At 34.2% G+C, this 16,076-nt stretch carries 10 protein-coding genes; all 10 read right to left on the minus strand.

All coding sequences use genetic code 11. The features are described from left to right. Positions 1-703: 703 nt before the first annotated feature. The 10 genes from P700755_RS05640 to P700755_RS05690 all read right to left on the minus strand — a co-directional run bounded on the left by P700755_RS05640 (position 704) and on the right by P700755_RS05690 (position 15,996). A complete protein-coding gene (locus P700755_RS05640) occupies positions 704-1,663 on the minus strand; it encodes a sodium-dependent bicarbonate transport family permease (RefSeq protein ID WP_015023767.1) in 960 nt (319 codons plus the stop codon). Between the two features lie 22 nt (positions 1,664-1,685). After that, on the minus strand, positions 1,686-1,979 hold the full coding sequence (locus P700755_RS05645) for a hypothetical protein (protein ID WP_015023768.1): 294 nt from the start codon (positions 1,977-1,979) through the stop codon (positions 1,686-1,688). A gap of 451 nt (positions 1,980-2,430) precedes the next feature. After that, positions 2,431-2,991: an IS630 family transposase gene (locus tag P700755_RS05655; protein WP_083858478.1), complete on the minus strand. Its 561-nt coding sequence runs from the start codon at positions 2,989-2,991 to the stop codon at positions 2,431-2,433. A 13-nt stretch (positions 2,992-3,004) separates the two neighbouring features. Next, positions 3,005-3,499 carry a helix-turn-helix domain-containing protein gene (locus tag P700755_RS05660; protein WP_015023771.1) on the minus strand — a complete coding sequence of 165 codons (495 nt, stop codon included), beginning with the start codon at positions 3,497-3,499 and terminating at the stop codon, positions 3,005-3,007. Positions 3,500-3,883: 384 nt separating this feature from the next. Further along, complete coding sequence (locus P700755_RS05665; RefSeq protein WP_015023772.1) at positions 3,884-6,286, minus strand: glycoside hydrolase family 31 protein; 2,403 nt, start codon at positions 6,284-6,286, stop codon at positions 3,884-3,886. A 273-nt stretch (positions 6,287-6,559) separates the two neighbouring features. Beyond that, positions 6,560-8,458, minus strand: coding sequence for a 1,4-alpha-glucan branching protein GlgB (gene glgB / locus P700755_RS05670; protein WP_041758640.1), 1,899 nt, complete (start codon positions 8,456-8,458; stop codon positions 6,560-6,562). A 3-nt stretch (positions 8,459-8,461) separates the two neighbouring features. Continuing rightward, on the minus strand, positions 8,462-9,727 hold the full coding sequence (locus tag P700755_RS05675) for a glucose-1-phosphate adenylyltransferase (RefSeq protein ID WP_015023774.1): 1,266 nt from the start codon (positions 9,725-9,727) through the stop codon (positions 8,462-8,464). Between the two features lie 2 nt (positions 9,728-9,729). Next, on the minus strand, positions 9,730-11,136 hold the full coding sequence (locus tag P700755_RS05680; protein WP_015023775.1) for a glycogen synthase: 1,407 nt from the start codon (positions 11,134-11,136) through the stop codon (positions 9,730-9,732). An 857-nt stretch (positions 11,137-11,993) separates the two neighbouring features. After that, on the minus strand, positions 11,994-12,635 hold the full coding sequence (locus P700755_RS05685; RefSeq protein ID WP_015023777.1) for a hypothetical protein: 642 nt from the start codon (positions 12,633-12,635) through the stop codon (positions 11,994-11,996). Positions 12,636-13,068: 433 nt separating this feature from the next. Further along, positions 13,069-15,996, minus strand: a complete 2,928-nt coding sequence (locus tag P700755_RS05690) for a caspase family protein (protein WP_015023778.1) — start codon at positions 15,994-15,996, stop codon at positions 13,069-13,071. Positions 15,997-16,076 lie beyond the last annotated feature (80 nt).

Raw genomic sequence — 16,076 nt, forward strand, 5'->3', positions numbered from 1 at the left:
TTTTTTTACAAGCTGATCTAGTAAGTTTAGGCTAAACATATCAGTTTTTTAATTATAAGTACTGGATTTATATTCATACTCCATTCAAAAAAATACCCTGAAATAATTCTGAAATTGGACTATCTATAATAGGAATATTCAGAGATAGATAGGGTCCTATTGAACAAATAGATTTCTAAAATAACCAGGGTGTTTGTTCAAATAAAGCTGGCCTAAATGGCTGTAGACGGCAAAAATGAGATCTAAAAGTCTTGTTTTTAAAAGTGTTAGTTACCTTCAGATTATCTGTAGCGTCTTTTCAAATTCCAATTGTAAGAATTTGTCTCTTTTAGTCGTGTTGAAATACTGTTGTTGTTTAAGGTTCTCATAGTTCTAATGTTTTAAGTTATATGTGTTTCTCTTTAATAGACGACGAACTTCTATGTTTGTTACAGTACCATGCTAAGCAAAGTACTTAATTTAGCATACTATTAACAAATAGGCGATTTATTCTTAGGTTTTGTGGATTGCAGCCTTACGTTTTTCAGGCTACCTATCTAGAAAATTTAAAGTGAGGAATTGCAAAATATTAATTAGTTAAACTAGTGAACCTCATCATAATTTATTAAATGAACTAATGGTTAGTAACCCTAAATACAAACAGATGCCCTTTCAATTTAATTTTCCCCATTCACAGTAAAAAGGACAGGATTATTCAGATTTTTCATTGTATCAAATACAAATAGAGCGGAAGTCCTATAGTAATGTTAAGCGGAAATGTGATCGCTAAAGCCATGGGTAAATAAAGACTCGGGTTTGCTTTAGGAGCTGCAATTCTCATAGCAGCTGGAACAGCAATATAAGATGCACTTGCAGCTAGAATAGCGAGTAATAAACGATCCCCTGTTTCTTGTATCACATAAACCGATAATAAAGCAACGACACAACCATTTATAAGTGGTACTACGATTGCAAAGACTAAGGCAAACCAACCTTTTTTGATAAGAACACCTATTTTTTTACCACTAGTAATCCCCATATCTAATAAGAATACAGCTAAAAAACCTTTGAACAAATCTGTTGTAAAAGGTCTTATACCAGCGGCTTGAGCATCACTTGCTATGTAACCAATAACTAGACTTCCTAGGATAAGAACAACGCTACCGTTGGTGATAGCATGTTTTACAAGACCCCATATTTTGCTAGCAGATCGCTCTTCCCCTTTGGAACATAAGCTCATTAAAAGCACACCTACGATGATAGAAGGCGCTTCCATGAGCGCCATCACAGCAACCATATGACCACCAAATGGAATCCCTTCCATTTCTAAATAACTTATTGCAGTCACAAAGGTCACCGCACTTACAGATCCATAAGCAGCTGCAATTGCCCCTGCATTCTCAATAGAAAATTTTAGTCTTAGAATGAAAAAAGTATATAAAGGAATTAGTATTGACAAAGCGAGTCCTATGAAAACAGCCCAATAAATATCCGCTGTAAATTCACTATGCGATAGCTCTTGACCACCTTTAAAACCTATTGCAAACAATAAATAAAGCGAAATAAACTTTGATGAACTTTTAGGAATTTCAAGATCACTCTTAACTTGGGAAGCAAGTATTCCTAAAATAAAAAAAAGCAATGCTGGATTCGACAGGTTATCTGTCAAAAGATGAAGATCCATAGTGATTTGTTAAAGAACTGAATTAATCTATGACTTCTATTTCTAGGACACCATTGATTTTAATCTTTTTACCCGTTAATTTTGCTTCAATACAAATGGCTTTGAATTCTTTTCTTTTTTCGATTAACTCAGTCACACGACTATCATCGTAACCACTATAACTACTTACATTTTCTTCACACATAGATAGTCTGTTTAACTTATGAAAATTGATCTTCTCTCTGATGAGTCTACTAATGACTTCTGATGCTTCTGACGGTATAAATACTCCATCTACTAATTGAACTTTACTGAGTACTTTTTTACTTATTGACATCCTAGTAGTTATTTTTAATATTCTTAATATGAGGTAGTAGTGCTAATGCAGCGATTAGAAAAACAATGAAAAGCGACATCATTAAGAAAGATGACATGGGATGTTTCTCTATGACGCAAATAACAATAACGACCAGATAAGCTATACTTAATAAGGCTGTACCTACATATCTCATTACTCGATAAACACAATCCAATTTAACTTCTTGTAAAAGTTGAAATGATCGCTCCGGTGGCATCGAGTGTTCATTACATCTTCTGGTTTTAAATTGCTGTGGCATGATTTATCAAATAAAATATAAGCCACAAAGATGCAAAGTTCAATCCATTAATTTTAATTTATATTTGTAATGAAATTCATAAGTAAATATTATGTATTGTATCTGCTTAAAATAATTAAAAAATGAAGTCTTACAATAGCATCTGAAGCATTAATACCAAATTATACCAATTTAGTTATTAAATGCCGTATTAAAAGCCTTTAGAAAATGATGGTTTCCTGTTATAGATTTAATGGTTTCAGGTTTCATTTCGCAGACCATTTCGCTTAGCCATTCTTTTAAACTTTTCATCGATTCGAATCTTTGATTCTTAAATCGATTTTTAATGTATTGCCATACTTGTTCGCATGGGTTTAGTTCAGGATTGTATGGGGGTATTCTTAACAAGACTATATTTTGTGGCACCTCTATATTTTTTGTAGAATGAAACCCTGCATTATCAATCACTACAATTTTATATTCCTTTGGATTATGTGTTGAAAATTCCCGCAGATAGGCTTGAAATATGTTAGTACTTACACCATTTATTTCCCAAACAAAAGAGTCTCCGTTTATTGGAGAGTAACTACCATATAGATAGGTCGTTTTATAAATCTGTTGATAGGTCACTATTGGCTTTACACCGCTAGCAGTTATGTATTTTCCAAGATGATTCATCATTCCAAATCGAGCTTCATCTTGAAAGTATAAATTAACAGAGTCGTAACTATCTTTATTAAGACTAATTCTAATGTTATCTAGCGTATTAGGGAGTTTTTAAAAAAGCTTTTTCAGCCTCTACATCTTTTTTGTAGTGAGATTTCCTAGGAGTCTTGGGTTTTGTTTTAAAATGTTGAATCAAATACTCACGGATCCGTTGGTACTTAACAACTACGCCATACTCTTGTTCTACCCAATTTTGAGCATCCCAGTATCCCAAAAAAGGATTATTTGGGTCATGTACTCTTTGGGATAAACCCTTATGTATTTGTGGTGTAATAATTTTAGACGTTTTATTTTTAGGCTTATCAGTTAACATCATCTCAACCCCACCAGCATTGTAGTTCACAATCCACCTTTCTAGGGTTCTGATATGAATCCCTAAAAAATCAGCTAATTCTTGTCGGGTTTCAAATTTGCCAGACTTAATGGCTAGCAAACTCTTTAAACGTTTTTCTGCTTTTAAGGTTTTCTGTTTTAACAAGAGTTTGTTTAGCTCCGAATCTGATTCCTTGATCTCTAAAATTGCTTTTCTTCCCATTCATAAATATACGAAAAATATACGGCAATACAAAACATATTTGGTATTAGACCTATAATGACGCAATAAATCGTTTTACCGATACGAATTCGGCACAGGCTTTTTTCGCCTGCTTTTCATCAAAAATAATTACCGTAGCTAAGGCTATGCTAGTTATTTTTGATTTCAATCAATCAAAAAACCTGTGCTGAGCTACGTCGTAGTATAATTCAATTTATTCATACGGCATTATAAATATAATTTGGTATAAGACTACTGTATAGATGTTACGCTTTCGCGAAATCGAAGCTTATAAGAATTTCCTATAATTACATTTGCTCTGAAAAATTACCAATAAAAAAAGAGACCGTTAAGCCTCTTTTTTATACATAAATCACTCTACATTTATTTCCCAACAATATGCAACTCGACAAAATTCTTGTCCAAATACATGGTTTGAGTTTTTTGATCATAGTTTAAATCTTTAAAAGATATCTTGACATTATCTACCTCAATATATTTGATTTTAAATGGAAGTCCTATAAAATTAAAACGCAACGTTTCATATTCTGTCATGTATTTCCCATCTTTATATTGAGAAATAATGATTTCTTTTTCCTTTCCTTTAAAACTTAAATTTCTAAGACTGAAACGTCCTTTTTTATAGTCATAACCATCTGCTGCATCTTCATAGACAATAGATTTTTCTTTGCCTCTAGTGTAATAAACATCTAGCGTTAAAAATTCGATTTTCTTCTCTCCTACATACTGCATTACAGGATAACGCGGTATAATAGCCCCAGACTTCACAAATAACGGGATCTCATGAATATCTGCGTCCACCCATACTTCTTTCCCTCCAGTAATTGTTTCCCGCGTCCAGAAGTTGTACCACTCGCCTCTTGGGATGTACATTCTTCGTCCTTTGGCATTAGGTTCTAATATAGGACAGACTAAAATTTTATCACCGAATAGAAATTCGTCATTCCTATAATGGGTCTGCGCATCTTCTTGATCATAAACGACTAGTGATTTTAACATAGGCGTTCCTTCTTCAGCATACTGCCAGAAAGTGGTGTATAGGTAAGGAAGCAGTTTATAACGCAGCTCAATAAACTTTCTTGTAATATTAGTAATGTTCTCATCAAATGTCCACGGCTCTTGATCACCATGATCACCGCTAGAATGCACCCGACAGAAAGGATGAAAAACACCTAGTGCAATCCATCTTGCAAAAAGCTCTCCAGTGGGCTGCTCTGCAAATCCGCCTATGTCAGATCCTGCAAATGACATTCCTGAGAGTGCCATGCGCTGCGCTTGGATATTTGCAATACTCAAATGTTCCCAAGTTGCTACATTATCACCAAACCAGCTGGAGGAATATCGTTGTGTACCAGAATAAGCAGATCTTGTGATGACAAATGGACGTTTGGGATATATATATTTCTTTACACCTTCATACGTAGCCCTAGCCATTTGAGCACCATAAATATTATGTGCTTTTCTGTGAGAACATGGGTGTCCATCATAGTCATGACGCACGTCATCTGGAAATGTTTTATTAGGCACTCCCATAACCGCAGGCTCGTTCATATCATTCCATATACCAGCAAGTCCATTATCTGCAATCAGTCCTTTAAACAAGTCTGCCCACCAGGCTCTTACTTTAGGGTTGGTATAATCTGGAAAATAACATTCTCCTGGCCATACCTTTCCTTTCATATAAGGACCATCAGCTCGTTTACAAAAATAATCGTTTTCCATAGCTTCTTGATAGACATAATAATCTGGATCTACCTTGATCCCTGGATCTATGATCGCGATGGTCTTAAAACCTTCTTCTCTTAAATCGCTGATCATTTTAGTAGGATTGGGAAACTTCTCATTATCCCATGTAAAACAACGGAAACCGTCCATGTAGTCAATATCCAAATAAATAGCATCACAAGGAATTTGTAGCTCGCGGAATTTTGACGTGATCTCTCTTACATTACTTTCTGGATAATAGCTCCATTTACACTGGTGAAAACCAAGCGCCCATAAAGGTGGTAATTCTGGTTTACCAGTAAGCTCTGTATAAACACTTACCACACTAGTTACCTCTGGACCATAAATAAAATAATAATCCATGTTCCCCCCTTGCGCCCAAAAACTGGTCACATGATGACGCTCTTGTGCAAAATCAAAGAAGGATCTAAAAGTGTTATCAAAGAAAATACCGTAGGCAACTTTGTTTTGAAGACCTATGTAAAAGGGCACATTCTTATAAAGCGGATCTGTGGTTTTTCCAAATGCATATTGATCTGTTCCCCACATTTCAAATCTTTTGGCACGCAAGTTATTATCTGCTGGCTTATCGCCGAGACCGTAATAACTCTCACCAGGCTTTGCTTTCTTAGACATTTTCACTACCTCGCCACCATATTGATAACTTTCTTCATAATGAAAACCCAACTCATCTTCACAAATAATAGTTCCTGTGAGGTCAAAAATGCGAGATTTTAAATCGGTCTTTGCGATATGACATACGATCTTTGAGGTAGTAATCTCGTAGAAATTTTTCTTTTCTACAACACTAAGTTTGTTATAACCTCTATTACTAGTAGCTTCTACCGCATAAGAAAAATCTTTCTCAAGTTCACCGCCCGTACCATATTTAAATCTTATAACGCTGTCACGAAAGATTTGTACCTGCAAAATAACACCGTTATCAGCATGAAAAGTGAGCGTATCTACCACATGATCAAAAGAGGTTAATTTCCCTGGAAAGACATTTCCTTGACTGTGCAATTCTGTATTTGTAATCATAGAATAATGGTGTTCAGTACGTTAAAAACAACTTTAAGAAGATTGTTCTGATAAATGAAAATAGGAAAAACCAACTAAATTACCACGTTATAATTGAGATAGTTACGCCATGAATAGGATTGTGAATTTGATAAAAAACGGGGCTAAAATTGAGGAATTCACAATAAAATACGATTATATTTTTATTTAATAAAAGAAAAATAGTGAACAAAATCGCAAAACATTAATTATTCATATATTATACCAAAGTAAGCCTGCTAAATTAACAAATCTCTAAACTCCATAAACCAAAACTCCCAAAGGCGGCAATCTCAATTCTATACTTTGCTTCCTATTTTGCCAGTCTTTTTCTTGAGGCGTGAACGATTTTTTCACTACCCTATCAGATCCTCCATATTTCATCTCATCACTATTAAATAACAATTTATATTTCTTACTAGTTGGTAATCCTATGCGGTAATGATCTCGAACTACAGGGGTCATGTTACAAACTACCACTAGATGAGAATCCTTTCCTTTTCTTATATAACTGATCACAGAATTCTCGTGATCATCATAAGAAATCCATTCAAATCCCTCCTTACTAAATTGTTTCTCGTGTAAGGCTTTTTGTTTTTTATACAGCCTGTTCAAGTCTTTAATCACTTCTTGAATTCCTTGATGTGGCTCAAAATTAGTAAGGTGCCAGTCCAGACTTCCATTAAAGTCCCACTCTTCATGCTGTCCAAATTCTGATCCCATCATCAATAAAGTCCCTCCTGGATGTGTGAACATATAAGAATAAAGCAATCTCAGATTAGCAAACTTTTGCCACTCGTCACCAGGCATTCTTCCTAGAATGGAGCTTTTACCATAGACCACCTCATCATGAGATAAAGGCAACATAAAGTTTTCAGTAAATGCATAAGTCATGGAGAAGGTCAAATCATTTTGATGGTGACGTCTGTAAATGGGTTCTTTTTTAAAATATTGCAATGTATCGTGCATCCAGCCCATCATCCACTTCATCCCAAAACCTAAGCCTCCGACAGAGGTAGGCGCGCTGACCATAGGAAAGCTGGTGCTTTCTTCGGCAATGGTTTGTGTATCTGGATAATTGAGATAAACGGCCTCGTTCATTTCTTTAAGAAAAGCGATCGCTTCAAGATTTTCTCTACCGCCATATATATTAGGATCCCATTCTCCTTCTTCTCTGGAATAATCTAAGAATAACATACTAGCGACTGCATCTACTCGCAAGCCATCGATGTGGTATTGATCGAGCCAAAACAGCGCATTAGAAATTAAAAAGCTTTTTACCTCATTACGACCATAATTAAAGATCAAGGATTTCCAGTCTTGATGATACCCTCTTTTTCTATCTGGATGCTCGTATAAATGTGTTCCATCAAAATAACCTAATCCATGTGCATCTTCTGGAAAATGTGATGGTACCCAATCGAGTAGGACACCTATTCCAGCGTTATGACAGGCATTTACCAATTCTTGGAACTCTTCTGGATATCCAAATCTTGCCGTAGGAGCAAAATAGCCCGTGATCTGATAGCCCCAAGAAGGATCATAAGGGTACTCCATAATAGGCATGAACTCGATATGTGTGAACTGCATCTCTTTTGCATAAGCTACCAGATCAATAGAAAGCTCATGATAACTCAAGCTTCTATTCTCTTCCAGTTTCCTTTTCCAGCTGCCTAAATGAACTTCGTAAACAGAATAGGGTGCATCAAGTGCATTATTTTTCTTGCGTGATGTCATCCATTCTTGATCGTTCCACTTGGGTTTATAATCATATACAATACTACCCGTGCGAGGTGGATGCTCACAACGACGTGCGTAAGGATCAGCCTTTTCTGTAACTATATTATTATGTGAAGACTGGATTTTGTATTTATAAGTCGCGCCATGTGCTACGCCAGGAATAAATCCTTCCCAAATACCGCTGCTGTCCCAACGCACTTGAAGTTGGTGTTCCTTTTCTGTCCAGAAATTAAAGTCTCCTATGACAGAAACAGTTTTGGCACTAGGTGCCCAAACGGCAAAATAAGTTCCTTCCACGCCATCAATATTCATGACATGAGAACCAAACTTCTCATACAATCGGTAGTGTTTACCGCTCTTGAATAAATCAATATCAAAATCTGTAAAGCGACTGTATGTAATTACATGAGCCATCATTTAAAGAGAAAATCCTTTAGGGATGACAGCATTTTTCTTAATCACAACAATTCCGTCTTTTATGACATACGTAGCTGTTTCCGTATCTGTCAAATGTTTACCCCCATTAATTCTTACATCATCTCCTATACGCGCATTCTTATCGATAATGGTATTTTCTATAAAACAACGTTCTCCTATTCCCAAAAGCACCTCTGGCTTGTCTTTTTCCATGGTTTCTAGCGTCTCATAATCATCATTACCCATCATATAGGTATTGATCACTGTTGATTCCTTACCTATTCTTGAACGTATTCCTATGACAGAACGCTCGATTTTTGCGGCATGAATGATACAACCTTCAGCAATGACTGCTTTATTTAACTGCGTACCTGTTATTTTTGAGGTGGGCAACATTCTTGCGTTGGTATAAACGCGTTGCTTGAGATCATAAAGATTGAACTCTGGGATATTGTCGGTAAGACCAATATTAGCCTCAAAAAACGAATCTATATTTCCTATATCCGTCCAGTATCCTTCAAATTGATAGCTCAATATATCATACTTATCAATAGACTGAGGTATAATTTCTTTACCAAAGTCAATGGTACTTTTATCGTTCATTAACTCGATCAATAGGTCTTTATTAAAAATATAGATTCCCATACTAGCGAGGTGAACCTTCCCTTGTTTTTCCATATTATCACTTACTGGACTGGTCCAGTCTGGTAATAAGCTTGTTACTGGTTTTTCAATAAACGAGGTAATAGTGTTATTATTATCCGTCTTAAGAATACCAAAAGATGGTGCGTCTTTTGCATTCACGGGAATCGTAGCTAGAGATATTTTTGCTCCTGCATCGATATGTGCTTGGATCATTTCATTAAAATCCATTTGATACAACTGGTCCCCTGAAAGTATGAGTGCATATTCAAAATCATGTCTTAAGAAATGGTGCATGCTCTGTCGCACGGCATCTGCAGTTCCTTGGAACCACGCTTTATTATCAGGAGTTTGCTCTGCTGCAAGTACATCTACAAATGCAGAACTGAAAAAGCTAAAGTGATAGGTATTTTTAATGTGTCTGTTTAAAGAAGCCGAATTGAATTGAGTCAACACAAACATCCTTTTGATATTAGAATTAATACAGTTAGAAATTGGAATATCAACTAATCGGTATTTCCCTGCAATAGGAACCGCTGGTTTGGAACGACTCTCCGTAAGAGGATACAATCTTGTCCCTTGTCCACCACCTAAAATAATACTTAAAACTTTGTCATTAATCATAATCAGTTAGTTATAGAGTTATAAAGTTGTATATACACACTGGCAGATCGGTTCCAAGAATGGTCTATGCTCATGATCTGTCTTCTTATTTTTTTAAATTTTTTTTGGTCTTTAAAAAATGTTGCTGCTCTCTTTATGGAAGATACCATTTGTTCTACCGTGGTATCTGAATGGGTAAATCCAAAACCTCCATCTTCCACATCTACAATAGTATCTTTTAAGCCACCTATGCTTCTTACTACTGGAATGGTTCCATATCTTAAAGAATACATCTGGTTCAATCCACAGGGTTCTACTCGAGATGGCATCAATAAAAAGTCTGCTCCGGCATAAATCACATGCGATAGCTCTTCATTATAGCCAATATAAGCATTGTATTTGCCTTTAAATTTATCTTTAAGGTCCACAAGTCCTTGTTCTGTTTCAGGATCTCCTGAGCCTAATAATAAAATAGAGACTTCTTGATGATTTAGAACTTGCTTAAAAGCTTCTGGAAAAAGATCAGATCCTTTTTCATAAACCAGTCTTCCTATAAAAACAAAAAGGGGCTTATCAACATCTAAATCATAAGTGTCACATATCCATTTTTTATTAGCTTTTTTACCACTCAGGTTTCTGAATACTGTATAATTCATTTTTAAGTAGGAATCTGTTGCGGCATTCCAAACCTGAGTATCGATCCCATTGAGAATACCAATACATTTATCAGCTTCATGACTGAGCAATCCTTCCAGACCATTGGCCGCTATTTTTAATTCTTCCATATAACTAGGAGAAACCGTATTGACTCGCCAGGCACATTTTATAGCACAAGCCAGCGGGTTTATATTTCCATACCAATCTAATAAACCAGAGTGTTCTTCATTAAATGCAGGAATCAAATCGATTTGCTCATAAGAAAACCAGCCTTGATATTGAGCGTTATGAATACTTAAAACACTGGGTATATTTTTAAAAGCAACAAATTCATCGCAATGTTGCATCATAAAGGGAATCAATCCCGTGTGATGATCGTGGCAATGAATCACTTCTGGTAATTGCGTTTGTTTACCTAACCAGTGTAAAGCAACAATTTGAAAAGCCATAAACCGCTCTGTATCATCGCTAGAGTAAACATAACTTTTAAAAAGCAGCTCAGGAATATCGATCAAATTGAGTTCAAAACCCAGCTCTAAATTTAAGAGTTGAAGCACGTTAAATTTATATTCTCTGTCCGCTAATTTAAGCTTCCCTTCATCAATTTTTTTGAATTTATTTTTAGCAATAAATGCCAGGTCGTAAAAGGGCATTATAACGCTAGCTTGCTCTCCTAGATCATTTTGATATTTAGGAAGTGCTCCCACAACATCTGCCAGACCGCCTACTTTGGCCACTGGATAACACTCTGCACTTACGTGTGTAATTTTCATAATACTAATTTAGTATCTCACACAGATTAAATTGAATTAACCGGCGTTATTTTTAGAGACCTAAATATAATGGAAGAAACTGATATTTACATAAAATTATCCAATAATAAAAAGTGGATCTGTCGCCTAAATAATAGCTTCGTTCATATCTGAGAAAATTTCAAAGGGTTTTGAACTAAATTTATTTTCATAAAGCGCTGTATTCCAATTCATAGCACTATGAGTAACTCTGGACATAGCTTTTAAATTATCAATCTCAGCAACTTTTAAATAAACCAGAGGATTAACAAAATAGGAATTTACTCTATTTGTTATATAAACCTTCTATAAAATGTTTGTCTATCATCGCTCTTAAAGTTTGAGCATGCTCCACAACCAGTATCTCCCCTTCTTTTATTTGGTTGACTAAGTAATTTTTAAAAACAAAAACCTCAGAAGACCCTAGGTCGTAATACTTTAATGTGTTAATAAATAGGTACACCAGTAGGAGTGTTTTTTAAGGTTTAAAATTGGTGTATTTATTTTTTTATCTCTTTACCGTCCCTGCCATACTCTGTTGTTTTGGTGGTGCTTATTCCTCCATTAGGATTTTACGTTGTTATAATTTTAACGTATAAGTTTTCACCACAGGTATACACAGATTTTTTGATGCGTAGTTCGTATTCAAATTCTTCGATTAGCTCAGGGTATTCACCTCTAGACTTAGAGCGCTTCGCGATTTTTTATTCCTTATGTAATGTTTCAATAGTTAAGAAGTCTTCTATTTTTAATTCTTTTACCATTTTCAAAACTGATTTTCTTTATAACATCATTATTTTTATTAGCAAGTGATGTCTTTTTTATTAAAAAAAGCTAGGCTATTGGTTTTTTGTACCTATCCAGACTGTCCCTTTTGCTGTTCTATAATAGGTCATGTCATCGTCTGTGTGAATCATTGGGTTTCTATTTAGTTGCTTTTTGTACCATTTCTGACTAGCGGTATACTCTTTTTTAGAAGCATACACCTCTACTGTTTCGGCTATGTCTTCATTGGTGAAATTATATTCATCCACAGCGTATATCCAAGTAAAGGAATCTAACTCATTTTTTAGTTTTCCATAATTTTGAGTGGGCATTATTTTTTGTTTTTCTGGTCGATAGTAAGTGCTATCATAAAAATTTAAATAGCCATCTATAGCACAAACAACTTGTGAGTTCTCAATAAAAGGTTGATTCAACCATACAGCCAAATAATAGGGTTGATCTAGTGTTTTTAATTGTGTTTCCCAACTATTAAAAATTTCGACTAAACTTTCTATAATTAATTTACGTGCTTTGCGTTGCGGTTTTGGTATTCCTGCACCTGTTATAGAAATATCGCTAAAAGGTCGTACCCACACTTTCTCGTAATTTCTTTGGTAGTGAAGTAGGTAGTCTAGATCTAGGATAAGGCTATCGTTTTTCCAGTTTTCGATGTTCTTAAAAATACGCTGATGTCCTCTTAGTTTTTTTGTGTCCATGTGATTTTTTTATGTCCTTTTAGTGACTGTAGAAGTACTCTGGAATAGTTAGCCAATTGAATTGGCTAACTATTCCAATTAAATAATTATTATTTCTATTATTTTTTTAATCAACGCTACTTTGGTTTCTACTTTTAAATGAAAAGATTTTAAATCTTCACCACATTTCAATTTTAAAGAAATAGAAAATTATAAGGAAACCTTATATCACATTTAAGTATATTTCCGAAACATTATTTTTATCATTAAAACTGATAGATTCAAATATAAGTACATGTTTTATGGAATTCAAATATTGAGAACAGAATAGACTTTTTTAAGATTTTAGATATTTCTATAATCCTAGGTGACTTGATTACAGGACTAGAATAATACTGAATTTAAGTTATTACCAAAAATTTTAGCTTAAAAATAAAGTACTTTAACTCTGTAATTACCAAACTTTCCAATCATTTTCAATCGTTTCGTTTCGGCTAGTAGGCTGTTGTAATCCGTTGGTTATTTCTTTGACTTGTTCACTTACCAATTGTTTTAATTCACTAACAGTAATGGTTTCTTTCTCTATTAACTGATTCAAAATACAATAAGTAAAAACACCATTTTTAAGATCACCGCGTTCTTGAGCAAATTGTGTGCCTGCTGCTGCCGAAATTATTGTAGCCCCTGTAGCTCTATCTATATTATGAAACAGTTCTTTCATTAACTCGAAACTATTTTTCATACCCATTTTTGGGTTTTTACTTTTTACTACAATAGTACCTTTTAAGCCTTCTATTTCGTTTTCAACATTGGCAATAGCTTCTACTTCATCTTTATCTACTTCACCACTGTGACAAGCATCAATTAATAAAAGTTTCTTTCTGGAAGGGATACCGTCTAACAAATACTCCAAATCGTCATAGGGAAGTCCATTTTGTTCAGGTGAATTAAAATTAACATTGTAGGTTCCCAAATAATAATCTAGGTCTTTACTTAGCAAACCATGCCCTGAAAAACTGATGATGACTTTGTCGTCAACAGTTAAGTTTGTTAACCTTTTTTTAAGTGCTAGAATGTTTTTAATCGTCACATTTTGGTTGAACAAGGTGTCAATTTCTATTTGATTGCCATATTTTTCTTTGAGTTGTGCTGATAAATCTCTGATGTCCTTTACTGAGTAATTTAAGTCATGACCTTCTTCTTTATACAGGTCTATACCTATACCCACAAAATAGAGTTTTTCTTTTATATTTTCCTTTGGTGTGTAATTTATATAAAGTGGTAGGCGATAACTTTCAATTCCGTTAACATTCAAAACGGATGTTTCTATTTTATTTTTTCCTTTTGATAGTTTAACGACTAGCGTGGTATCAATAGAATTCGTTTTTTTATTTCTTACAGAAATACCTTTACTGCCATAAACAGGTACTTCATTAATCCATAAATTAAAACGGTCTAGTAAATAGGTGCTGTCCAATGCCTTTATGTGTAATTTTAATTCCGAATTATTTTGTTCATAAGCAATTTTATCTCGGTTGTAAAAATCACTTTCAGGAATGGAAAACCCCAGTTTAAAGCTTGTGGTATCTATTCCCAATTTTTTAATCCGTTTTTGCCATGCTTTTTTATAGGCTTTTATCATGGTTGTATCCTTAGAACCCGCAATACCACCGAGTACTTCTAGAACTTTATCTGGTCGGTTGTATTTTACATCTAATTGTTCAAAACCAATCGTTTGTAGACCTTTTATGTAGTAAAGTTTAGAAGCAGCCTTTTTAGTAGCAAAGTAATATCCGCTGGGAAGAAGCCATAGAACTTCTTTATTATTAAAAACAAATTGTTTAACGAGTTGTTTGCCTGTTTTTACATCCCTAATAATAATGAAGCTGCCATCCGAAGATATTTCATTAGCAATACCATTTTTTTTTCTCTTATTTTCAAATTGAATACTATGTAATAATTTTTTAGTTGAAAGGGCCCATATCTTTTGGGTTTTATCTTCTGATAATGTCAATAAATCTTGATTAACTTTATTAAATTGAGCAAAAGTTGCATTTGAGCTATAGCCTTTTAAAGTGTGTAGCAACTCCCCTTTATAAGCATCCCATACTTTTACAGTCCCATCCCTTGAGGTAGTAACTGCCATTTTTCCGTCTGGACTTAATGTTGTGAAAATAATTTGATCCGAATGGCCTATTAGTTTTTTATATGGGTTTGCCAATCCATCTTCAATTTTCCAAATAATAGCAGTTTTTGAATCTTTATATGAAACGGATAGTTCAAAATTCTCGAATTCATTGTTACCTCGTTTTGAGTCTTCTAAAATACTTATCAAACTTCCATTAGAAACATTCCAAATCCACTGTGATTCTTTCATTATTAATTCATACCCCATACCAGCATCTTCAATGAGTCTCATATCTGATTTAGTTAGCAGATATCTACTATCTGAAGAAAATTCTGAAGACACAGCAAATTCTGAAGACACAGCAAATTCTGTATCTAAAACATGTGCTAATTTGCCTGTGCTTAAATCCAATACTTGAGATTTTCCAGTATGGGAGACAATGGATAAGTATTTTTGATTTTCACTCACTGAAGTATGCCTTAATTCATCAACACTTGGGAAAAAAGAATGAATAGGTTTCCCTGTCGTAACGTCATACATATTAAATCCATTACTAGCACCTATATTGGCACTATATTGACTAAAAGAAGTACAAGCATTTACTAAAAAATACTTATGGTTTGGACTTATAGTAAATCCGCATTCACCGTCGTAAAATCCAGGAATGCTATAGATTGTTTTTTTTGTATTCAAATTATATCCAATAATAGATTTATTCTTCATTTGAAGAATAATATCTTCGTTTAAAGAATTCTTTAAGATGGCTAACGTTTTTGATTGCTGGAAAGAAATTGATTCTACTTTCCTTTTTATATTTATAAAAATTTGTGAATCACCATTATAGAAATTTACTGCAAATAATTCAGCGTTAGTGTTTAAAACGACACTTTCCACTTTGTCATTTAGTTTGAAGCTATTAATTAATTTATCAGAATATAATAGTTCTGTACTTTTCTTTCGCTTAGAGTTTGTTATTACAGCATAAGCCTTTGCCTCATCTGGAGAAAATTCATCTGTATTTATATCATTCCCTACGTCAAAACTATTTAAGAGATAGCCAGTAGAAGATTCCCATAACTTGACTCCATCTGAAGAAGATGAAATAATAAATTTACTATCAGTGCTAAAATTAAATGATGCTAACGGATATTTATGCCCCAAAGGCAAGCCAAGTTTTAGCTCTTGGCTAACAACCATAAATGACACCAAACAAAGTAAAATGGCCGCATATATCTGTTTTGGTACTCTTTTCATCCTTTAGGAATATCTGATTAAATTTATCTTTACTTCTTTTTTTTACGGTCTTCACAAATATTCCAGCCAATTCAATTGAC

This window comes from Psychroflexus torquis ATCC 700755, assembly GCF_000153485.2.
GTDB classification, from domain to species: Bacteria; Bacteroidota; Bacteroidia; order Flavobacteriales; family Flavobacteriaceae; genus Psychroflexus; species Psychroflexus torquis.